Below are 20,492 nucleotides of genomic sequence, written 5' to 3' on the forward strand. Positions count from 1 at the left end.
GACCCGCCGGATACGAACTCAAGCGGATATGCCGAAGGCGCGACGGACGGTTGTCCGTCGCGCCACCGGAAGGGGTGAAGAGTCGTAACTTTCCCGTACGGTTCGCGTTCGAGCACGCTAAGAACTACTAGGAGCGGTCTACGAAGCCCCCGCGAGCACTCCCCCGGAACGGCGCCGGCCGAGCCGGCGGGCGGCGGCCAGGGCCGGGTCGAGGGACGGGACGGCGGCCAGCAGCTCCCGGGTGTAGGCGTGGGACGGCCGGTCGTAGACCTCGTCGACGGGACCCTCCTCCACGATCACCCCGCCCCGCATGACCGCGACCCGGTCGCTGACCTGACGCACCACCGCGAGGTCGTGCGCGATGAACACCAGCGCGATGCCGAGCTCCCGCTGGAGCTCGGCCAGCAGGGCGGTGACCTGCGCTTGCGTGGTCACGTCGAGGGCCGAGACGGGCTCGTCGCAGACGATCAGCCGGGGCCGGGGCGCGAGGGCGCGGGCGATGCCGACGCGCTGGCGCTGGCCTCCGCTGAACTCGTGCGGGTACCGGTCGTAGTGGGCCTCCTCCAGCCCCACCCGGACCAGCAGTTCGCCGACCCGGTCCCGGATCGCCCGCCCGTCCTTCTCGCCCGCCGCGCGCAGCGGGTCCGCGATGGACTCGCCGATCGAACGGCGCGGGTTGAGCGAGGACACCGGGTCCTGGAACACCATCTGCACCCCGGGGACCACCCCGACGCTCTCCGCCCCGTCCCGCCGGACCTGCCCGGAGGTGGGCTCCAGCAGCCCGACGAGCATCCGCCCGAGGGTGCTCTTGCCGCTGCCGCTCTCCCCGACGATCCCCAGCGTCTCCCCGCCCCGCACGAAGACCGACACCCCGCCCACGGCCTCCACCCGCCGCTTCCCCCGCCCGAACTCCTTCCGCAGCGAAAAGGCCTCGACGACGGGCAACTCCGGCTCCACCGGGGCCGCTTCCGCCCCCGGCCGGGGCGCCCCCACCGCGTCGAGCCTCGGCACCGACGCCAGCAGGGCAGCGGTGTACGGATCGGCCGGAGCCGACAGCACCGAATCCACCGGGCCCCGCTCGACCACCGCCCCGTCCCTCATCACGAGCACCGCGTCCACGTTCTCCGCCGCCACGCCCACGTCGTGCGTGACCAGCAGCAGCCCGAGCCCGCGCTCCTCCCGCAGCCCGTGCAGCAGGTCGAGGATCTGCGCCTGCACGGTGACGTCCAGCGCCGTGGTCGGCTCGTCCGCGATCAGCAGCTTCGGCTCGCACGCCAACGCCATCGCGATCAGGGCTCGTTGACGCATGCCCCCGCTGAACTCGTGCGGCCGCGCCCGGGATCGGCGCACCGCGTCGGGTATGCCCACCCGGTCCAGCACCTCCACCGCCCGGGCCCGCGCCGCACGCCGCGTCACGGAGGCGTGCACCCGGTACACCTCGGCGATCTGGTCGCCGATGGCGTAGTACGGGTCCAGGGAGCTCAGCGGGTCCTGGAAGACCATCGCGGCGACGGCCCCGCGCAGCTCCCGGAGCTGGGCCGGGGAGGCCGCACCCACGTCGGTGCCGCCGACCCGGACGGTGCCGCCGAGCCGCGCACCGGTGCCGTGGTGCAGCCCCAACAGGGCTGCGGCGACCGTGGACTTGCCGCTTCCGGACTCCCCCACGATGCCCAGGGCGCGGCCGGGCTCCAGGGTGAAGGACACCCCGTCCACGGCCCGTACGTACTCCCCCAGCCGGCCGACCGGGAACTCGACGGTGAGGCCGGTGACGTCCACCAGCGAAGCGTCTCTCATGCCAGAACCACCCTTCGGTCCGCGACGGCGTACAGCACGTCGGCGACGACGCCCGCGAGCACGACGGCCGCGCCGATGGCGAGCACCACGCCCACCACCACCGGCAGGTCCACCACCCGCACGCCGTCGATGAGGGTCTTGCCGAGCCCGGGGATCCCGAACAGCGACTCGGTCAGCACGGCGCCGCCGATCATCGTGCCGAAGTCCACGGCACTGAGCGCGATCACCGGGGCCACGGCGCCCCGCACGGCGTGCCGGGTCACGATGGCCCGCTCCCCGACCCCGTAGGCGCGGAAGGTGCGGATGTGGTCCTCAGCGAGCGTCTCCAGGGTGGAACTACGGCTCAACCGGGCGTACTTGGCACTCTCGAAGAAGCCGAGGGTCACCCAGGGCAGCAGCATGTTCCACGCCCACTGCTCGGGATCGTCGCCGAACGGCACGTACGTGGGGAAGGGCAGCCACTGGAGGTAGGCGCAGACGGCCATGAGCAGCAGCAGCCCGAGGATGAAGACGGGGGTGCCGGTGGCGGCGAGGGTGAGCACGGTCAGGGCCCGCTCGGTGAGCCCGCCCCGGCGCAGCGCGGAGAGCAGTCCGGTGCCGACGCCGATCACGAGCCAGATCACCAGCGCGCCCAGCGCCAGCGACAGCGTGGCGGGGAGCCGCTCCAGCAGCAGCGCGGTGACCTGCTGGTCGTTCTGGTACGAGAATCCGAGGCAGGGCGCGTCGCAGTGCAGGACGAGCCCGGCGCCGCCGGAGTAGTCCCGGCCCACCAGCAGTCCCTGGAGGAAGTTCAGGTACTGCGCGACGGTCGACTCGTTCAGCCCGAGCTGTTCGCGCACCTGGGCGATCTGCGCCGGGTTGCAGCGCTCCCCGCAGGCGAGGCGGGCGGGGTCGCCGGGGACCAGGTAGAAGAGGGCGTAGATCACGACGGACAGGGCGAGCAGCACGAGCAGGGCGCCGCCGGTCCGTTTGAGCACGAAGCGGGTCACGCCTTGCGCTCCTTTCTGGTGCCGACCCTCAGCCGCGAGTCCTCGCGCGGGTCGAGGGCCGTGCGGACGGCGTCGCCGAGGACCGTGAAGGCGAGCACGGTGACGAAGAGCAGCCCGGCGGGGAGCAGGACGTAGGTGGGGTCGGCGCGGAACCAGGTCTGGGCGCTGGAGAGCATCTGCCCCCACGAGGGGGTGGGCGGCTTCACGCCGACCCCGAGGAAGGACAGCGAGGCCTCGACCACCATGGCGGTGGGCACCTTGATCGCGGCGAGGGTGATGACGGGCGCCGCCAGGGAGGGCAGCAGTTCCCGGCGGGCGATCCGCAGCGTGCCGTTGCCCGAGAGCCGGGCGGCGTCCACGAAGTCCAGTTCCTTGAGGGAGAGGGTCTGGGCGCGCACCATCCGGGCGAGGCCGCCCCAGTCGAGCAGTCCGATGACCAGGATCAGCAGCAGCGGCCGCGGGAACCCGGCAGGGACGACGGCGGTGAGGGCGATGGCCACCACCAGCAGGGGCAGGGCGATCATCACGTCGGTGAACCGGCTGACGAGCTGGCCGGCGAACCGGCCGCCGAGCGCGGCGGCGAGTCCGACGCCGACCCCGACGAGGACCTGTACGAGGGTGGCGCCGAGGGCGACGAGCAGGGAGATCCGGGCGCCGTAGAGCAGCCGGGTGAACAGGTCGCGGCCGGTGCCCGGTTCGACGCCGAGCCAGTGCTCGCCGGAGATCCCGCCGAAGGAGCCGAGCGGGACGCCGCCGCGCGCGGAGTCGACGAGCTCGTCGTGGTAGGCGTTCGGGTCCTGGCCGGTGAGGTGGGCGAACAGCGGTGCGGTGAGGGCGAGCAGGACGAGGAGCGCCAGGACGGCGGCCGCCGCCACGGCCGAGGGCCGGGCGCGCAGCCGCCGCAGGACCTGCCGCCCGGCGCCCGGCCCCGGGGCGGTGACCCCGGGTCCGGACGCCGACTGGTGGGCGAGGAGGGTCACTTGACCGAGACCTGCGAGATGTCGAGGACGCCGGTCCAGTCGCTGATGACGACGTTCTTGACGTCCTTGCCGACGAGCCGCTTGTAGACCGGGTGGAAGAGCGGGACGTCGAGCGCCTGCTCACCGATCTTCTTGTCGAGGGCGCCCCAGCGCTTGCCGGCCGCCGCGAGGTCGGTCAGCTTGGCGATCTCGTCGATCTCGGCGTTGACGGCCGGGTCGTCGAGCTGCGCGTGGTTGTAGTTGGTGCCGTTGGTGACGATCTGGCGGCCGTCGTAGATCGGGGCGAGGAAGGGAGCGCCGGACGGCCAGTCCGCGCCCCAGCGGGAGAGGAAGAAGCCGGGGGTGTTCTTGACGTCCCAGCGCTTCTCGTTGAAGGCGTTGTTCTCCAGCCCCTCCAGCTTGACGGTGATCCCGGCGGCGGCGAGTGCCTGCTGCACGGCGGTGGCGACCTCGGGGCTGGTCTGCCGGTTCTGGGCGTTGGAGTGGGTGAGCGTGATGGTCAGCCCGTCCTTGAAGCCCGCCTCGGCCAGCAGTTCCTTGGCCTTGGCCGGGTCTCCGGTCCTGCCGGCCGGGAAGTGGTCGTACTTGGTGAAGCCGAAGGCCTCCTGCTCGGGCAGGAAGGTGGTGGCCGGTTCGGCGAGGGCGGAGCCGCCGGCGGCGTTGATGACGCTGGTGCGGTTGATCGCGTAGGAGATGGCCTGGCGGACCTTCGGGTTGTCGAAGGGGGCGATCTTCGGGTTGAAGGCCAGGTAGTTGACGTAGCCGAAGTGCCCGGTGCCGACCCGCCCGCTGAGCTCCTTGTTGTCGCCGATCTGGGCCAGCTCGGCGGGGCCGAGGTTGGTGTCGGTGGTGACGGCGGCCGCGTCGGGGCCGGAGCTGGTGGACAGGCGCTGGTTGATGACCGCCGCGTCGAGCCCGGAGCGGACGTCGATCTTGTCCGGGTAGGCCTTGCGCTCCTCGTCGGTCTTCTCGTCCCAGTTCTCGTTGCGCTCCAGGCTCAGGTTCTCGCCGTCGTTCTCGTTCTTGACGACCTTGTACGGGCCGGAGGAGACCGGGTGGTCCTCGTACTTGACCCCGGTGTCCTTGGCCTTGGGCACGGGAGCGAACTGCGTCTGCGTGGCGAGGAAGGGGAACTCCCCCTCGGGCTTGCGGAGTTTGAAGACGATCGTCTTCGCGTCGGGCACGGCGATCGAGTCGAGCCCCTTGCCGCCGTCCTTGTACGGGCCCTCGTACGTCTCCCCGCCGACCAGCCAGTCGCGCAGGTACGGGGCTCCGCCCGACAGCTCGGCGGCGAAGGACCGCTCAATGCCGTACTTGATGTCGGCGGTGGTGATCGGCGAGCCGTCCTCGTACTTCAGCCCGTCCTTGAGCGTGTACGTCCACTCGGTGGCGTCGGCGTTGGGCTTGCCGAGGTCGGTGGCCAGGTCGGGCACCACCTTGGCGCCGGCCGGGCCGGCCTCGCGGTTGCGGGTGGTGAGCGTGCGGAACACGAGCGAGGGGACGTTGCCGCCGCCGGAGGTGTACAGGCGGGCCGGGTCGAAGTCGCTCTGCGGCTCGTTGTTGAGGACGGTCAGGGTGCCGCCCTTCTGCGGGGCGGCCCCGGTGGCGCCCGCCTTGTCGCCGGCGGAGGCCTTGTCCGTGCCGTCCGTGGGCCCGCAGGCGGCGGTGCCCCCGGCCAGGACGACGCTGACGGCGACCGCGGCCACGCGGCGCGATATGAGGGACTGACGGGCCATGGGGAAAGGGACCTCTCGGCGTGAAGGGAGATGCGGAAAAGGCCACGCGAGGGGCAGCGGTCCACGTCGGAGCGGTCGGCGGCATGCCGACGGCGGGGACGGAAGAACGGAAGACGCCGCACCTGCGGGCAAAGGGCCCCGGGCGCGGCGGAACGACGGAGAAAAGAGGAAGTCGCGCGCTCAGGGAGGCGTCAGCGACAGAAGATGTCGGCCACGCTGTGCGCGGTCACACCAAGCAGCGCCAGCTCAATGGCGGCGCTCGCGGTGGTGGTGTGCAGGTGCGACATGCGGAGAACAATGACCGACCATCGAACACTTTGTCAAAGCTGGTTATCAACTCCCGGGATACACCCAGGGGTTGGGCTTGCACTGAATTCCGTTGATGTCCAGGGACTTCGTCTGCTGCTGCATGATCGGGGCGAGTGCGCCCGGCGTCTGGCAGCTCACGTGGCCGTGGCCGAGCCGGTGGCCGACCTCGTGGTTGATGAGCATCTGGCGGTAGGCGAACATCTGGTCCGGGCCGAAGGTCGCCGAACCCTGCGCCCAGCGGTACGCGTTGATCATCACGCGGTTGGTCGACGCGGAGTCGCAGGAGACGTTGTCGATGGTGGTGTCGAGTCCGGACTTCTTGCACCAGACGCCGGTGGTCCCGGGGCTGGCGAGCGTGATCACGAAATCGGCCTCGCCGCCCGGCACCCGCTCGAAGGTCTTCGTACCGCCGTGGCCCCAGCTCCGGTCGTCGTTCAGCGTGCGGTGCACGGCCTCGGCGAACAGCTGCGGATCCAGGCCGAGCCCCTGCTCCACGTCGACGCGGTAGCGGACCACCTGCCCCTTGCCGGGAGCCTGCGCCACACCGGGCACGGTGTCGAAGGCGCCGGGACCCTTCAGCTTCTCGTCGATCGGGAACTGCTGCGCCATCTTCTGGTCGTACGAGAGCTCCGGCGCGGCCTTGATCGCCGCGGAGGCGTCCGGCGTGGGCCGGCCGTCGGAACGGGAGGCGGCGGAATTGCCCTGGGCGGTATGGCTGTTGCCCTCGTCGGCGGCGCGCACGGGGTTCTTGCCGCTGTCGTTCTCGGAGACGGCCTGGCCCGCGACGATGACGGCGAGCGCGACGGTGACGGCCGCGGCGGCCATCCCGGCGTACGTACGGCCCTTGCCGCCGCGTCCGCCGGCGGACGGAGCCTCCTCGGGCTCTTCGACCGGGGTGACGACCGGCGCCCGCGGCGCGGGGATCCGGCGGTGCGAACCGGTGGCGGTGAAGGCCTCTCCGGGGAAGGCGTCCCCGGGGAAGGCGTCCCCGCCGACCGGGACCCCGCGGCGGGACCCCGTCTCGGTGAAGACGTCCTCGGCCGCGGGGACCGCGCGGAAGGAGCCCGTCGTGGCGAAGACGTCCTCGTGGACCGGGATACGGCGGTGCGAGCCCGTCGCGGTGAAGGCGTCCTCGGCGACCGGGACCCCGCGGTGCGAGCCCGTCGAGGTCATCGGCGAGTCGAGAGTGACCTGCGGGAAGCCGACCGCGGGGGTGCCGAAGGCCGGGGTGTCGTAGACCGGGGCGTCATAGACCGGCGTGCCGAAGGCCGGGCTGTCGTAAACCGGCGTGCCGAAGGCGGGGCTGTCGTGGACGGGAGCGTCGAAGGCCGGGATCTCGAAGGCCTGGCTGTCGTAGACAGGGGTGCCGAAGGCCTGGCTGTCGTGAACCGGGGTGCCGAAGGCGGGGCTGTCGAAGGCCGGGGCGGCCGGACGGGTGCGCGGGGCCCCGCGCCAGTCCCCGTACGTCGTACCGGTGCCGGCGGCCGCGCCCCAGGCTCCGCCGGGCTCGTGCTGTTCGGGATGTCCGCCGCGCGCGCCGGACACCGGCTCGCGGCGCGGCGGGGCCGCGTACCCGCGGGGGGCGGCGGCCGGCTCGGCCCACCCGGCCGGGGCGGGGGCCGGTGCTGCGGCCCGGGCGCCGGCCTGTTCGGCCGGCTGCGGATGGCCTGAGCCGGGGCCGGGCGCCTGGCCCGACTCCTTGCGACTATGTCGTCCCACGTCCTCAGCCCTTGCCGTCCTCGTCGGTGTTCACGGTGTGCCCCGCCGCGGCCGGAGCCGCTGCGCCCAGGTCCGGCTCGGCGCCGTTCCCGTCGGTGGAGGCGGCGGCGTCCAGCAGCTCCCGGAAGGCGGCCGCGACCACCTCGGGGTACTCCATCATCGCCACGTGCCCCGCCTCGGGCAGGGACAGCAGCCGCGAACCCCGGTAGGCCGCGGCGGCCTTGCGCGCCATACGGTACGAGACGAGCTGGTCCCGGCCACCGTAGACCAGCAGGGTCGGTGCGAGCACCCGCTGTGCCTGGCGCCACAGTCCGTGCTGGCCACCGAGGGTGTAGGCGTCGACGATGCCGCGCGAGGAACGGGTCATCGCGTCCCAGAAGTACGGCAGTGCGAGCCGCCGTTCCATTTCCTCGACGGCCAGCTCGAACGCCTCGGGCGTCACCCGCGAGGGGTCCCCGTAGCAGAGGTCCGTCACCCCCCGGGTGCGCTGTTCGGCGCTCAGGCCGCGGGTGAGGCGGCCGAAGAGCCCGGCCACTCCGGGCACGGCGAGCAGCGCGGTCGGCACGGCCGATTTCTGCACGCGCAGTTCCGGCAGGGCCGGGGAGATCAGCGTGAGCGTGCGCACCAGGTCGGGCCGGACGGCCGCGACCCGGGTGGAGACGGCGCCACCGAGGGAGTTGCCGAACAGGTGCACCGGTCCGCGTCCGGCGGCGTCGAGGTGACGGATGACGGCGCGCGCGAGGCCGGTGACGGAGTAGTCCCGGTCGGCGGGCGGCGGGGACCAGCCGAAGCCGGGCAGGTCCAGGGCCTCGCCGTCGACGGAATCGGCCAGCCGCGCCATGAGCGCGGACCAGTTCTGCGAGGATCCGCCGAGCCCGTGGACGAACAGCGCGGGCGGCAATCCGGCCCGGACCGGCGGGCGGACCCGTACGGCCATTTCCAGCCCGGGCAGCCGGTCGGTGCGCAGCTGCTCCCCTTCGGCCATGCGCACGGCCCCCACCTGGGAAGACTGGCCGGAAGACGAGGGGTCGGTGGACCGTACGCCCGGCAGCTCGGTCGAAGACATGGGGCAATGTTACGAGACGATCACGCGGGTCCTCTTGTGTTCGCCGTCACAGATGCTTGCGGAACCGCCTAGCGGGGTATGCGCGATCCTCCTAGGCTCGTAAGTGGAAAGGGGTGCTCCATGACTGTCGACCCTGCGGAACCGGACACCTTCCAGTCAGAGCTGCGGGACAACCTCGATGTGGAAGCCCCCGAGGCGGACGCGGCGGAGCAGAACACCGAGTTGAACCCGACCGAGGATGATCCGCTCACCCCTGTCGGCCAGCGCGAAGCCTCCGACGGGGACGCCGCGGAGCAGACCCGGGTGGTGCCCCTGGACGATGACGACTACCGCTGAGCCAGCGCTGACCAGCATCTCCGGTGGGTGACCGGCGGTCCGTACCGCGAGAAAACTCGGCTTGAACCCTCCAGATTCGGTTACCGAAAAGTACGATGGCCGCGCGGCGCAAGGCGCACAGTGTTCTAGAGAAAGTGGGAGGCGGCGTGACAGCCATCGAGCAGACCGAGGCAGCGCGTCCGCGGGGCACGCGACTTCCGCGCCGGGCCCGGCGCAACCAGCTCCTGGGCGCCGCCCAGGAGGTCTTCGTCGCGCAGGGTTACCACGCGGCGGCCATGGACGACATCGCGGAGCGTGCCGGCGTCAGCAAGCCGGTGCTCTACCAGCACTTTCCCGGCAAGCTCGACCTCTACCTGGCGCTCCTGGACCAGCACTGCGAGTCCCTGCTGCTCGCCGTGCGCACCGCGCTCGCGTCGACCAACGACAACAAGATGCGCGTCGCCGCGACGATGGACGCCTATTTCGCGTACGTCGAGGACGAGGGCGGTGCCTTCCGGCTGGTCTTCGAGTCCGACCTGACCAACGAGCCGGCGGTGCGCGAGCGCGTCGACCGCGTCTCGCTGCAGTGTGCCGAGGCCATCTCGGACGTCATCGCCGAGGACACCGGCCTGTCCAAGGACGAGTCGATGCTGCTGGCCGTGGCCCTGGGCGGGGTCTCGCAGGTCGTGGCCCGGTACTGGCTGTCGAGCGAGAGCCCGGTCGCCCGTGACACCGCGGTGGGGCTGCTCACCTCCCTCGCCTGGCGCGGAATCGCCGGCTTCCCGCTGCACCCGACGGACGTCTGAGCTGCGCCGGCCCGGCTTTCCGGGCCGGCCCCGGCGGTCCCCGCCGGTCTGACCGGCGGCTGTTCGCTGCGAGCGTTTTCGCCGCGCGGCGGACACGTCCCCTCTCCGGGCTAATGTGGACCGGGTAACGGCGCGGCTGATCGCGCGAACCGGACCGTCGGAGGGACAAGGCCGTGGAGGTCAAGATCGGCGTGCAGCACGCACCCCGGGAGATCGTGCTCGAGAGCGACCTGAGTGCCGAGGAGCTGGAGAGCATCGTCACCGCCGCCCTGTCCGGCTCGGCGCCGCTGCTGAGCCTCACGGACATCAAGGGCCGCAAGGTCCTCGTGCCGTCCGAGCGCCTGTCGTACGTCGACCTGGGCGAGCCCAGCGTGCGCAAGGTCGGCTTCGGCGCTCTCTGAGCACCCAGAAGTACCGAGAACGGCCCGGTGGAGGACTCCGCCGGGCCGTTTCCGTTTCCTCCGCTTCGGGTAGGAGCGCTGTAAGACACGCTCCCGGTACGCCCCGGTACGTCCGCCGCTCGAGAGGATCTCCCATGCTGCTGATCGAGGCGCTCGGCTCGGCTCTCCTGGGCCTCGCCCTGGCCGGGGCGGCCGTGCGTGTGCTCGGCCCGCGGCTGCCGTCCTCGCGGGTGGTCCTGGTGAGCGGAGTGGCGGGCGCCCTCTTCGGGGCCTATCTGACGCACACCGCGCTGGGCCCCGGGCACAACACCCTGTTCGCGACCCTCATCGGCGGCGCCCTGGTCTCGGCGGTGGTCCTGTCCCTGCTGCTGCGGCCCGCGGGCCGGGCGGGGAGGCCGCCCCGCCGGGCTCCGTTTTCGGTTCCGACGCGGGGCTAGACGGCCCCACTGACGCATGACGCCTGATTCATGACCTCGGCCCCCGCACGGAAGCTTCCGTGCGGGGGCCGAGGTATATCCGTCTTCGGGGCCGGGACTACGCCGCCAGGCCCAGGGCCGCCATGCGCTTGGTGTGCGCCTTGGTGATCCGGGTGAACATCTCGCCGACGGCCGCCAGGTCGAAGCCGGCCGCCATCCCGTCCACCCCGCCGACCAGCATGGTGGAGAGCGCGTCGCGCTCGGCGACCACGCGCTGCGCCTGGGAGAGCGCCTCGCCCATCAGCCGGCGGGCCCACAGCGCGAGCCGGCCGCCGCAGCGCGGGTCGGCCTCGATGGCGGCGCGCACCTTCTCGACGGCGAAGCCGCCGTGGCCGGTGTCGTCGAGCACGCTCACGACGAGCCCGCGGGTGTCGGTGTCGAGGTGGGTGGCGACCTCGCGGTAGAAGTCGCTGGCGATGGAGTCGCCGACGTACGCCTTGACCAGGCCCTCCAGCCAGTCCGACGGGGCGGTCTGGCGGTGGAAGTCGTCGACGCCCTTCGCGAAGGGCTCCATCGCGGCGGTGGCGTCCTCGTCGATCGCGGCGAGCCGGTCGCGCAGGCGCTCGAAGTGGTGGAATTCGGCGGAGGCCATCTTCGCGAGCTCGGCCTTGTCCCCGAGGGTGGGCGCGAGCTTCGCGTCCTCCGCGAGGCGTTCGAAGGCCGCGAGTTCGCCGTATGCGAGCGCCCCGAGCAGATCCACCACGGCGGCCCGGTACTGCGGCGAGGCGGAGGCCGTGGCCCAGTCCTGGGCGGCGATACCGGCTGCCTCGGCGGGGGCGCTTTCGTCGGCGGGCGATGCGTTTTCAACGGTCGACATGCACCGCACAATAGCTCGCCGAAAGGCACCGTGAACCACCTGCTCAGTCCACGTAAACGCGCCTACCTGGTGAATTCACCCGACACAGCTGCGAGATTCCGGGGTACAGTGGTAATGCGCCTGCCGAACACTCGGCGGGCCATCCGAATGAGGATGCCCGGTCGGTGGCCCGATCGGCTCCACCCGACCGCCCTCGGTGTGATGCGCACGTTCATACGTCGCCTCCCACGAGGGGCCCCCTCAGCGGCATAAAGCGCCTGAGCGATGGCTCGTGGTCCCGCGCAGCTTTGTACGTACGTTGCAGTACTGCAAGCCCGGCACGGTACGACCCCCCTCGCCGCCTCGCGCCGCGTCTCACAGAAGAGGCAGCACCCTGACTACGTTCCGAGACCTCGGGATCTTTCCCGAGACGGCCGAAGCCCTTGAGGCCGTCGGCATTGTGTCCCCCTTCCCGATCCAGGAGATGACCCTCCCCGTCGCCATGTCCGGCACGGACGTCATCGGCCAGGCCAAGACCGGTACCGGCAAGACGCTCGGTTTCGGCCTCCCCCTGCTGGAGCGCGTCGTCGTCCCCGCGGACGTCGAGGCCGGCCGTTCCACGCCGGATCAGCTCACCGACGCCCCGCAGGCCCTCGTGGTGGTTCCGACCCGCGAGCTCTGCACCCAGGTCACCAACGACCTCCTCACCGCGGGCAAGGTCCGCAACGTCCGCGTCCTCGCCATATACGGCGGCCGCGCGTACGAGCCGCAGGTCGAGGCGCTCAAGAAGGGCGTCGACGTCATCGTCGGCACCCCGGGCCGCCTGCTCGACCTGGCCGGACAGAAGAAGCTCGACCTCTCCAAGGTCAAGGCCCTCGTCCTGGACGAGGCCGACGAAATGCTCGACCTGGGCTTCCTGCCCGACGTCGAGAGGATCATGAGCTACCTGCCGGCCAAGCGTCAGACGATGCTGTTCTCGGCGACCATGCCGGGTGCGGTCATCGGACTGGCCCGCCGGTACATGACGCAGCCGACGCACATCCGCGCCGTCTCCGAGGACGGTGAGGGCGCGACCGTCGCCAACACCACGCAGCACGTCTTCCGTGCGCACAACATGGACAAGCCGGAGCTCGTCTCCCGCATCCTGCAGGCCGAAGGCCGCGGGCTCGCCATGATCTTCTGCCGCACCAAGCGCACCGCGGCCGACATCGCCGAGCAGCTGGAGAAGCGCGGCTTCGCGTCCGGCGCCGTCCACGGCGACCTGGGCCAGGGCGCCCGCGAGCAGGCGCTGCGCGCCTTCCGCAACGGCAAGGTCGACGTGCTGGTCTGCACCGACGTCGCCGCGCGCGGTATCGATGTCGAGGGTGTCACCCACGTCATCAACTACCAGACGCCCGAGGACGAGAAGACCTTCCTGCACCGCGTGGGCCGCACCGGCCGCGCGGGCAAGAAGGGCATCGCCGTCACCCTGGTCGACTGGGACGACATCCCGCGCTGGCAGCTGATCAACAAGGCGCTGGAGCTGGACTTCCACGACCCGGTGGAGACGTACTCCACGTCCCCGCACCTGTACGAGCAGATGAACATCCCGGCCGGCACCAAGGGCGTCCTGCCGCGCGCCGAGCGCACGCGGGCCGGCCTGAAGGCCGAGAACCTGGAAGACCTGGGCGAGACCGGCGGCCGCGGTGGCCGTGGCGGCCGCGACGGTGGCCGTGACAGCGGTCGTGACGGTGGCCGTGACCGTGGACGCGATGCCGGCCGCGACAGTGGACGTGACGGTGGCCGCAGTGCCGCCGCCCCGGTCGCCGAGGAGCGTCCCGCCCGTGCCCCGCGCCAGCGCCGCCGCACCCGTGGCGGCTCGGACCAGGGCGCCGAGCTCCTGACCCCGGTGACCACCGAGGCCACCCCGGTCGCCGCGGCCGCCCCGGCGGTCCAGGCTCCGGCGGTCCAGGCCGCTGCGGTCCAGGCCCCGGAGGCTCCGGCCGCCGACGAGGCGCGCAAGCCGCGCCGTCGCCGGACCCGGTCGGCCGCCCCGGCCGCCACCTTCGTCGCCCCCGCGACGAAGCTGGAGCCCCTGGCCCCGTTCGTCAGGGAGCCGGAGCCGGACTTCCAGATCGCCCCGCCGGTCGAGCCGGTCCGGGAGCGCCGCACCAGCGCCGCCCGCACCAGCGCCCCGCGTGTCCGTGCCCCCCGCAAGGCAGCGGCCGCTCCGGCCGCCGCCCCGGTGGCCGAGGTCGTCGCCCAGGCCGCCGTGGTCGAGGCTCCGGCCGCTCCGGTCGCCGCCGCTGTCGCGGTGGCGGTCGCCGAGGAGGCTCCGGTCAAGCCGAAGCGCACGCGGACCCGCAAGGTCGCAGCTGCCGCTCCGGCCGCCGAGGTCGTCGCCGAGGCCGCCGCTCCGGTGGCGGAGGAGGCTCCGGTCAAGCCGAAGCGCACCCGCACCCGCAAGGTTGCCGCCGCCGCCCCGGAGGCTCCGGCCGCCGAGGCCGCTGCTCCGACCGCCGAGGAGGCTCCGGTCAAGCCGAAGCGCACGCGGACCCGCAAGGCCGTCGCCGCGGTGGAGACCCCGGAGGCGTAACGCCCTGCCGATGGCCCCGGTCCCCTTTCGAGGGGGCCGGGGCCATCGGCGTACCCGGGCCGCGCGGAGCTCCCGTACGGGCGTACGGGCCGGTAACCTCGGGCCATGAGCAAGCCCCCGACCCTCACGCTCCCGCCCGCGGCCCGTGCGTACCGCCTGGCCACGGCCCGCGGCGAGTTCGCCGTGCACGAGGCCGTGCCCGCGGGGCCGGCCCGCGGCATCGCCCTGCTGGTGCCCGGCTACACCGGCAGCAAGGAGGACTTCATCGGCCTCCTCGGGCCGCTGGCCGGCGCCGGGTACCGGGTGGTCGCCGTCGACGGCCGCGGCCAGCACGAGAGCGGCGGCCCGCGCACGCAGGCCCCGTACGCCCTGTCGGAACTGGCCCGGGACGTCCTCGCGCAGACCGCCGCCCTGGGCGCGGCCGGTCCGGTGCACCTGCTGGGGCATTCGCTGGGCGGGCTGATCGTCCGGGCGGCCGTGGTCCGCGATCCGGCCCCGTACGCCAGCCTCACGCTGCTGAGCAGCGGCCCGGGCGCGGTCTGCGCGGACCAGCAGGGCCGTACGAAGCTCCTGGTCTCGGCGCTGGAGGCGATGGGCGACGACATGCCGGGCATCTGGGCGGCCATGCGGGCCATGGATCCGCGCGACGCTCCCGCGGAGGAGCCGGCCCTCGCGGACTTCCTGCGCGCCCGCTGGCTGGGGACCGTCCCCGAGCAGCTGATGGTCACCGGCCGGGCGCTGATCGAGGAGCCGGACCGGATCGACGAGCTCGCCGCCGCGGCGCCCGGACTGGCGAAACTGGTGCTGTCCGGGGAGTCGGACCCGGTGTGGCCGGTGTCGGAGATGGACGCGATGGCGCACCGGCTGGGCGCGGCGCGGGTGGTGATCCCGGGGACCGAACACTCTCCGAACGCGGAGGACCCGGCGGCCACGGCGGCGGCGCTGGAGGCGTTCTGGAAGGCCTTCGAGGAGTCCTCCGAATAGCCCTGCGAGGGGCCTCTGACGTCTCCGGCCCTCGTTAGTAGTTAGACAAGGAAAAAATTTCCTTAGCGTAGGGAATGTTTGCGGCTTACACTTCGTTAACCCTGTGCAAGGAGAAACACTGACGAAGGGAGAAGCCCCATGCGCTTCGAGATTCTGCGCCTGGACGACGTCGACGGATCTGCCGTGGACAGCACCGTCGTGGACGCGGCCTCCGTCAACCGGATCGTGCAGCAGGCCGCGGCCGTCGGCCAGCGCATCCTGATCCGACCGGCTGAGACCGTGTCCAACTGACCGCGTCCACCTATTCGCCGAACGCCCCCGCACCGGTCCCGGTGCGGGGGCGTTCGCATGCGCGGCGGGCGGCGCTACGAGCTCTCGATCACCTGGAGCACACCGTTGATGATCTGCTGGACCGCGATCGCGGACAGCATCATGCCCGCCAGGCGCGTCACGAGGACCACGCCGCCGTCCTTGATCACGCGGATGATGACGAGCGAGTAGCGCATCACCACCCACAGCACGACATGCATCGCGACGATCGCGGCCCACACCGAGAACTGGCCGGTGACCCCGTCGGCCTTCTGCACGGCCAGGATCACCGAGACGATCGCGCCGGGCCCGGCGAGCAGCGGCATCCCGAGCGGGACGAGCGCGACGTTCACGTCCTTGGTCTGCTTCGGCTCGTCGGTCTTGCCGGTGAGCAGGTCGAGCGCGATGAGCAGGAGCAGCAGCCCGCCCGCGATCATCAGGGCCGGCACGGAGACGTGCAGGTAGTCGAGGATCTGCTGGCCGCAGAGACCGAAGACGGCGATGACGCCGAAGGCGACGCAGACGGCCTGCCAGGCCATGCGGCGCTGCACCTTGGCCGGGCGGCCGGAGGTCAGCGCGAGGAAGATGGGCGTGATCCCCGGGGGGTCCATAATCACAAAAAGGGTGAGAAAGAGGGATCCGAAGACGGCGAAATCGAGCACAGTGATGCCTTGCAGGAGAGGGGTGTCACGAAAAAAGGGGGAAGGGCGGGAGGGACGGCGGCAGAGGTCAGCCGCGTACGCGTCCACCCGCGCCGGGAACCGGGAACGCCCCGGTGGCACGGCGGGTGATCTCGCCGTAGATCTCGGGGTCGGTCGTGTACTCCCCGAGGCGGCAGGTCTTGCGGCTGCCGTGGTAATCGCTGGATCCGGTGGTCAGCAGACCGAGATCGGCGGCCAGGCCGCGCAGGCGCGCGCGGGTGGCCTCGTCGTGGTCCATGTGGTCGACCTCGATGCCGTCGAGGCCGGCCGACGCGAGAGCGGCTATCGCGCTCTCCGGCACGCAGGTGCCGCGCTTGACGGCGGCGGGGTGGGCGAAGACGGTGACCCCGCCGGCCGCCTTGACCAGGCGGATCGCGTCGAAGGGGTCGAGCTCGTGCTTCTCGGCGTACGCGCGGCCGCCGTCGGCGAGCCACTCCGCGGTGAACGCGTCCGACACGGTGCGCACGATGCCCAGCTCGACGAGCGCGGCGGCGATGTGCGGGCGGCCCACGGAGCCGTCACCGGCGATCCGGGCCACCTGCTCCCAGGTGATGTCCACCCCGAGGCCCTGCAGCTTGCCGATCATGGCCTGCGCGCGCGGGATGCGGTCGTCGCGTACGAGCTCCCGCTCACGGTGGAGCTCGGGCTCCTCGGGGTCGAAGAGGTACGCCAGCATGTGCATGCCGATGCCGTCGAGCCGGCAGCTCAGCTCGGCGCCGGTCACCAGGGTCAGCCCCTGGGGCAGCGCGTCGATGGCCTCGCGGTATCCGGCGACGGTGTCGTGGTCGGTCAGCGCCACCACGTCCAGCCCCGCACCGGCAGCATTGCGCACCAGCTCCGCGGGGGTGTCCGTACCGTCCGAGGCCGTGGAGTGGGCGTGCAGATCGATGCGCACAGCCGAACTCCAGGGTTCACACGCGGACGGGGGACACTCCAGGATACCGTCCGCTTTTCCCGGTACGGGCCCCACCGGCCCGGCCGCGCCAGGAACCGCCGGACGCCCGCACCGCGTCTCAGCACCGGACGGACCCGCCAGGTCCGCCGGACGGAGTCCGGCGCAGCGCCGCGAAGCCGGTGAGGCCCGCCAGGGCCGAGCCGCGCGAGCGGCGCGTCAAGAGGACAAAATGCGGGGGCTCAGGGCGCCGCAGGGCAGCAGCTCCACCTCGGCTCCCGCGTCGCGCAGGTCGGTCAGGACCAGCTCGTCGTACATCAGCAGGCCCGACTGTTCCGGCCAGACGATCGCCCACAGCCACAGCCCGCGCGCCTCTCCGGCGAAGACGGCCCGGTCCTCGGGGACGCCGGTGACGTGCCAGAGCGGCGTCGGGCGACCGGCGGCGACCACCTTGGCGTGCGGCGGGGCGGAGACGTTCATGTAGCGGCCCGGGTCGGGGGCGTCGAGGCCGGCGAAGCGCGCCACCCAGGCCGACGCCCAGCTCCTCGGCGATCAGCAGCAGCTCGCCGATGCCGCCGAGCGGGCCGGGACCCGAGCAGGCCACGGCGGTGGCCCGGCCGCCGCTGCGGTCGTCACCGGCGGAGGCGATCCCGGTGAACAGCCAGCCGACGGGCAGCGGCCAGGGCATCCAGACCGGCACCTGCGCCCGGTTCACCACCACGCCCAGGCCTTCGACGCTCGGCGGGATCACGGGCTGCAGGGGATGGACCGTGCCGTGTATCGCGCACTGCCAGGAGTCAGCGAAAAGACCGGGCGCCCTGACCCGGCCACCACACTTCGGGCAACTCGGTTCGCCCCTCATAAGAAGCCACGCTCCTCCCCGCCGCGCGCCCCGTCAAGATGCGATCACCCGTCCGGGCGGCCGGGCGGCGGCCCGATGCTCAGTCCAGTGGGACTGCCGTACGCAGAGGGTCCCGCAGATCCGTGCCGCGCGCGAGCCAGCGTTCCTGCAGGGCGGCCGCCCCGTGGACCCGTTTCCACGCCGCCTCGTTCGCCGTCATCGGCAGGAGGGGGAAGAAGGAGACGGGGTCCATCGGGTCGTCCAGGACGAGGTCCTCGACCAGCCCGCCGGGCTCCGCGACGAGCACGGAGGTGAACGGGGCCCCCTCCCACAAGGGTTCGCCCACGTCCAGGGAGGCGCCGGGCGTCACGATGAGCCCTTCCACCTGGGGCGAGGCCGCCAGTACGGCCAGCGGCCGCAGCAGCCTGTCGGTGGGCGCGAGCCCGCCCCGTACGGTCAGCACGAGCTCCGCACGCGGGCCGCGGACCGGGTCGGATACCACCGCCGTGGGGTCGGTCATGGGCTGGGCGGACATGCCGAGGGTCGCGTACCGCACGAGGTCGCCCTCGGTGAAGCGGAGGACCTCGAAGCGGTCGGTGCCCAGGAAGGTGACGGCGGCGCGGGCGTCGGGTTCGCCGAGCGCGGCGCGCAGCCGGGCTTCCACAAGGGCCAGAATTTCTGCCATGGAGCGAGCATAGAACTCGTATCAGCCGGGTAAAGAGCGGCTCTTGACCATCCGTCGGCTGATATCGTTGACCGCTGGTCGGGGACGCTCTCAGAAGAGAAGTTTCAGTGCCCCGGCGACAGGACGTCCCTTACGGGGGACCGGCCGGAGGAGGTGGGGCTGCGGTGCATCGAAGTCGATCGCACAGTACGTGCGGTACCTCTCGCTCTTCCGCTTCGCCGGCGGGCGCGCCGCGCCCCCTTTGATCCGCGCGTCTTAAACCGACGCGTCGGATCGGTCGAAGAGCGACGGAAGCACTGTGTCCTCCCGTCCTGATCCTTCCGCCTGCCCGCCCGGACTGCCGACCGGGTGAGCGTGCCGTCCGGAAGGACCTCCCACCCGTACGGTCCGCAGCCGTGCGCGCGAAGGAGCCTGCCATGTCGATGCTGCCCTACCTCCGTGCCGCCGTCCGCCCCGCACTGCGCAGGTCCACGCCGGCGCAGCCGGGCTACGACACCACCCGCGACCCGTCCGCGAACAGCGCGGTGGTCGACTGCGCCGTCTACCGCGACGGGCGGCGCGCCGTGCGCGCGCAGGGAGCCTCCTGCCTGACGCCCCGTGAGGCGCTGCGCGAGGTCCGCGCGGACGGCGGATTCGCGTGGATCGGCCTGCACGAGCCGACCGAGGCCGAGTTCGCCGGGATCGCCGCCGTGTTCGGACTGCACCCGCTCGCGGTGGAGGACGCGGTGCACGCGCACCAGCGGCCGAAGCTGGAGCGCTACGACGACACCCTCTTCACCGTCTTCAAGACGATCCACTACGTCGAGCACGCCGAACTCACCTCCACCAGCGAGGTGGTGGAGACCGGCGAGGTGATGTGCTTCACCGGCCCCGACTTCGTCATCACCGTCCGGCACGGCGGCCACGGCTCCCTCAAGGGCCTGCGCCACCGCCTCCAGGACGATCCGGCGCTCCTCGCCAAGGGCCCCTCGGCCGTCCTGCACGCCCTCGCCGACCACGTGGTCGACGGGTACATCGCCGTCGCCGCGGCCGTCCAGGACGACATCGACGAGGTGGAGAGCGAGGTCTTCGCCGCCCCCGCCAAGGGCAGTGCGCGCGGCGGCGACGCGGGCCGCATCTACCAGCTCAAGCGCGAGGTGCTGGAGTTCAAGCGGGCCGTCTCCCCGCTGCTGCGCCCCATGGAGCTGCTCAGCGAGCGCCCGATGCGGCTGGTGGAGCCCGACATCCAGAAGTACTTCCGCGACGTCGCCGACCACCTGGCCCGCGTGCACGAGCAGGTCGTCGGCTTCGACGAGCTGCTGAACTCCATCCTCCAGGCCAACCTGGCGCAGGCGACCGTCGCGCAGAACGAGGACATGCGCAAGATCACCTCCTGGGCGGCGATCATCGCCGTGCCCACGATGATCTGCGGCGTGTACGGGATGAACTTCGAGCACATGCCGGAGCTCCAGTGGCGCTACGGCTATCCGATGGTGATGGCCACCATCGCCGGGACCTGTTTCACCATCCACCGGGCCCTGCGGCGCCACGGCTGGCTGTGAGGGCGCTGGCTGTGAGGGCGCCGGGGGCGCTGGCTACCCTGTGCGCATGACTCTCAGCGCGCTCGATCTGGCCCTCGTCGAGGAGGCCACCAAGAAGTCCGGCCTCATCTGGGTCCGCGGCTCCGGGCCGGACCGCGGCCTGTGGCACGCCTGGGTGGACGGCGCGGCGCACGTGCTCGGCGACGGGCCCGGGGAGCAGCCGTTCCCCGGTCTCGCGGACGGGGCGGCGGCCGAGGTGACCGTGCGCAGCAAGGACAAGGGCGGCCGGCTCGTCGCGTGGACGGCGACCGTACGCGAGCTCGTGCCCGGCAGCGAGCCGTGGGAGGCCGCGGTGGCCGAGCTCAAGGGCAAGCGGCTCAACGCGCCCGACTCCGCCGAGATGACCGACCGCTGGGCGCGGGAGTGCCGGCTGCTGCGCCTGGAGCCGGAGTCGGTCCGGGCCGCCCTCCCCGAGGGTTCGCTGGCGGCGGCTCCGCTGGGCTCCCCGGCGACGACCCGCCGGCCCATCCCGGCGGGGCTGCCGAAGCTGCTGCTGAAGCGGAAGAAGAAGGCCTCCCGCTAGGCGGAGCGGGCCGAG

General features: G+C 72.2%; 20 protein-coding genes and 1 pseudogene. 9 read left to right on the forward strand and 12 right to left on the reverse strand.

Annotated elements, in window-relative coordinates; genetic code table 11:
- Positions 1–138: 138 nt before the first annotated feature.
- From OG898_RS05770 to OG898_RS05795, 7 genes are all read right to left on the reverse strand, one after another.
- Positions 139–1,794, reverse strand: coding sequence for an ABC transporter ATP-binding protein (locus tag OG898_RS05770; protein WP_266955363.1), 1,656 nt, complete (start codon positions 1,792–1,794; stop codon positions 139–141).
- Positions 1,791–2,783, reverse strand: coding sequence for an ABC transporter permease (locus tag OG898_RS05775; RefSeq protein ID WP_250741773.1), 993 nt, complete (start codon positions 2,781–2,783; stop codon positions 1,791–1,793). Before OG898_RS05775 ends, OG898_RS05770 begins: the two co-directional genes overlap by 4 nt.
- Positions 2,780–3,763 carry an ABC transporter permease gene (locus tag OG898_RS05780; RefSeq protein ID WP_266955365.1) on the reverse strand — a complete coding sequence of 328 codons (984 nt, stop codon included), beginning with the start codon at positions 3,761–3,763 and terminating at the stop codon, positions 2,780–2,782. Before OG898_RS05780 ends, OG898_RS05775 begins: the two co-directional genes overlap by 4 nt.
- Positions 3,760–5,499 carry an ABC transporter substrate-binding protein gene (locus OG898_RS05785; protein WP_266955367.1) on the reverse strand — a complete coding sequence of 580 codons (1,740 nt, stop codon included), beginning with the start codon at positions 5,497–5,499 and terminating at the stop codon, positions 3,760–3,762. The genes OG898_RS05780 and OG898_RS05785 overlap by 4 nt, the downstream gene beginning before the upstream one ends.
- A 191-nt stretch (positions 5,500–5,690) precedes the next feature.
- Positions 5,691–5,786, reverse strand: coding sequence for an Ms4533A family Cys-rich leader peptide (locus OG898_RS36220; RefSeq protein ID WP_323182585.1), 96 nt, complete (start codon positions 5,784–5,786; stop codon positions 5,691–5,693).
- A 46-nt stretch (positions 5,787–5,832) separates the two neighbouring features.
- On the reverse strand, positions 5,833–7,527 hold the full coding sequence (locus OG898_RS05790) for a DUF3152 domain-containing protein (RefSeq protein WP_266955369.1): 1,695 nt from the start codon (positions 7,525–7,527) through the stop codon (positions 5,833–5,835).
- A gap of 4 nt (positions 7,528–7,531) precedes the next feature.
- Entirely contained in the window at positions 7,532–8,593 is a 1,062-nt protein-coding gene (locus OG898_RS05795; protein WP_266955371.1) for an alpha/beta fold hydrolase, read from the reverse strand.
- Between the two features lie 120 nt (positions 8,594–8,713).
- Here OG898_RS05795 and OG898_RS05800 point away from each other — a divergent pair, with 120 nt between their 5' ends.
- The 4 genes from OG898_RS05800 to OG898_RS05815 all read left to right on the forward strand — a co-directional run bounded on the left by OG898_RS05800 (position 8,714) and on the right by OG898_RS05815 (position 10,552).
- Positions 8,714–8,929 carry a hypothetical protein gene (locus OG898_RS05800; protein WP_266955373.1) on the forward strand — a complete coding sequence of 72 codons (216 nt, stop codon included), beginning with the start codon at positions 8,714–8,716 and terminating at the stop codon, positions 8,927–8,929.
- Between the two features lie 146 nt (positions 8,930–9,075).
- Complete coding sequence (locus OG898_RS05805) at positions 9,076–9,714, forward strand: TetR/AcrR family transcriptional regulator (protein WP_250741767.1); 639 nt, start codon at positions 9,076–9,078, stop codon at positions 9,712–9,714.
- A gap of 173 nt (positions 9,715–9,887) precedes the next feature.
- Entirely contained in the window at positions 9,888–10,115 is a 228-nt protein-coding gene (locus tag OG898_RS05810) for a DUF3107 domain-containing protein (protein WP_250741766.1), read from the forward strand.
- A gap of 134 nt (positions 10,116–10,249) precedes the next feature.
- A complete protein-coding gene (locus OG898_RS05815; RefSeq protein ID WP_250741765.1) occupies positions 10,250–10,552 on the forward strand; it encodes a hypothetical protein in 303 nt (100 codons plus the stop codon).
- Between the two features lie 97 nt (positions 10,553–10,649).
- On the opposite strand, the gene OG898_RS05820 is transcribed toward OG898_RS05815, so the two are convergent.
- A complete protein-coding gene (locus OG898_RS05820) occupies positions 10,650–11,408 on the reverse strand; it encodes a ferritin-like fold-containing protein (protein WP_250741764.1) in 759 nt (252 codons plus the stop codon).
- 463 nt (positions 11,409–11,871) lie between these two features.
- Here OG898_RS05820 and OG898_RS05825 point away from each other — a divergent pair, with 463 nt between their 5' ends.
- The 3 genes from OG898_RS05825 to OG898_RS05835 all read left to right on the forward strand — a co-directional run bounded on the left by OG898_RS05825 (position 11,872) and on the right by OG898_RS05835 (position 15,237).
- The gene (locus OG898_RS05825) at positions 11,872–13,962 is read left to right on the forward strand and encodes a DEAD/DEAH box helicase (protein WP_266955377.1); all 2,091 of its coding nucleotides are present in this window, start codon (positions 11,872–11,874) and stop codon (positions 13,960–13,962) included.
- 105 nt (positions 13,963–14,067) lie between these two features.
- On the forward strand, positions 14,068–14,946 hold the full coding sequence (locus OG898_RS05830; protein ID WP_266955379.1) for an alpha/beta fold hydrolase: 879 nt from the start codon (positions 14,068–14,070) through the stop codon (positions 14,944–14,946).
- 138 nt (positions 14,947–15,084) lie between these two features.
- Entirely contained in the window at positions 15,085–15,237 is a 153-nt protein-coding gene (locus OG898_RS05835; RefSeq protein WP_243335969.1) for a hypothetical protein, read from the forward strand.
- 74 nt (positions 15,238–15,311) lie between these two features.
- Here the strand turns inward: OG898_RS05835 and OG898_RS05840 are convergent, their stop codons facing one another.
- The 4 genes and pseudogenes from OG898_RS05840 to OG898_RS05855 form a co-directional block, all read right to left on the reverse strand.
- On the reverse strand, positions 15,312–15,917 hold the full coding sequence (locus OG898_RS05840) for a MarC family protein (RefSeq protein ID WP_250741761.1): 606 nt from the start codon (positions 15,915–15,917) through the stop codon (positions 15,312–15,314).
- Between the two features lie 67 nt (positions 15,918–15,984).
- Positions 15,985–16,851, reverse strand: coding sequence for a PHP domain-containing protein (locus OG898_RS05845; protein WP_250741760.1), 867 nt, complete (start codon positions 16,849–16,851; stop codon positions 15,985–15,987).
- A gap of 216 nt (positions 16,852–17,067) precedes the next feature.
- Positions 17,068–17,710, reverse strand: a pseudogene (locus OG898_RS05850) (DUF6758 family protein).
- Positions 17,711–17,789: 79 nt separating this feature from the next.
- Positions 17,790–18,374 carry a suppressor of fused domain protein gene (locus OG898_RS05855; protein ID WP_250741758.1) on the reverse strand — a complete coding sequence of 195 codons (585 nt, stop codon included), beginning with the start codon at positions 18,372–18,374 and terminating at the stop codon, positions 17,790–17,792.
- 416 nt (positions 18,375–18,790) lie between these two features.
- Between OG898_RS05855 and OG898_RS05860 the strand changes: the two genes are divergently transcribed.
- Both OG898_RS05860 and OG898_RS05865 read left to right on the forward strand, forming a co-directional pair.
- Positions 18,791–19,915 (forward strand): magnesium and cobalt transport protein CorA, encoded by a 1,125-nt coding sequence (locus OG898_RS05860; RefSeq protein WP_250741757.1) that lies wholly within the window; start codon positions 18,791–18,793, stop codon positions 19,913–19,915.
- 46 nt (positions 19,916–19,961) lie between these two features.
- A complete protein-coding gene (locus OG898_RS05865; RefSeq protein WP_266955382.1) occupies positions 19,962–20,477 on the forward strand; it encodes a hypothetical protein in 516 nt (171 codons plus the stop codon).
- Positions 20,478–20,492 lie beyond the last annotated feature (15 nt).

The organism is Streptomyces sp. NBC_00193 (genome assembly GCF_026342735.1).
In the GTDB taxonomy this organism is placed as follows: Bacteria; Actinomycetota; Actinomycetes; order Streptomycetales; family Streptomycetaceae; genus Streptomyces; species Streptomyces stoeckheimensis.

Bases quoted from the DNA above. Each gene is read 5' to 3' on its own strand.
- OG898_RS05770 (WP_266955363.1), bottom strand. From the start codon at position 1,794: ATGAGAGACGCTTCGCTGGTGGACGTCACCGGCCTCACCGTCGAGTTC.
- OG898_RS05785 (WP_266955367.1), bottom strand. From the start codon at position 5,499: ATGGCCCGTCAGTCCCTCATATCGCGCCGCGTGGCCGCGGTCGCCGTC.
- OG898_RS36220 (WP_323182585.1), bottom strand. From the start codon at position 5,786: ATGTCGCACCTGCACACCACCACCGCGAGCGCCGCCATTGAGCTGGCG.
- OG898_RS05795 (WP_266955371.1), bottom strand. From the start codon at position 8,593: ATGTCTTCGACCGAGCTGCCGGGCGTACGGTCCACCGACCCCTCGTCT.
- OG898_RS05800 (WP_266955373.1), top strand. From the start codon at position 8,714: ATGACTGTCGACCCTGCGGAACCGGACACCTTCCAGTCAGAGCTGCGG.
- OG898_RS05815 (WP_250741765.1), top strand. From the start codon at position 10,250: ATGCTGCTGATCGAGGCGCTCGGCTCGGCTCTCCTGGGCCTCGCCCTG.
- OG898_RS05820 (WP_250741764.1), bottom strand. From the start codon at position 11,408: ATGTCGACCGTTGAAAACGCATCGCCCGCCGACGAAAGCGCCCCCGCC.
- OG898_RS05825 (WP_266955377.1), top strand. From the start codon at position 11,872: ATGACCCTCCCCGTCGCCATGTCCGGCACGGACGTCATCGGCCAGGCC.
- OG898_RS05830 (WP_266955379.1), top strand. From the start codon at position 14,068: ATGAGCAAGCCCCCGACCCTCACGCTCCCGCCCGCGGCCCGTGCGTAC.
- OG898_RS05835 (WP_243335969.1), top strand. From the start codon at position 15,085: ATGCGCTTCGAGATTCTGCGCCTGGACGACGTCGACGGATCTGCCGTG.
- OG898_RS05855 (WP_250741758.1), bottom strand. From the start codon at position 18,374: ATGGCAGAAATTCTGGCCCTTGTGGAAGCCCGGCTGCGCGCCGCGCTC.
- OG898_RS05860 (WP_250741757.1), top strand. From the start codon at position 18,791: ATGTCGATGCTGCCCTACCTCCGTGCCGCCGTCCGCCCCGCACTGCGC.
- OG898_RS05865 (WP_266955382.1), top strand. From the start codon at position 19,962: ATGACTCTCAGCGCGCTCGATCTGGCCCTCGTCGAGGAGGCCACCAAG.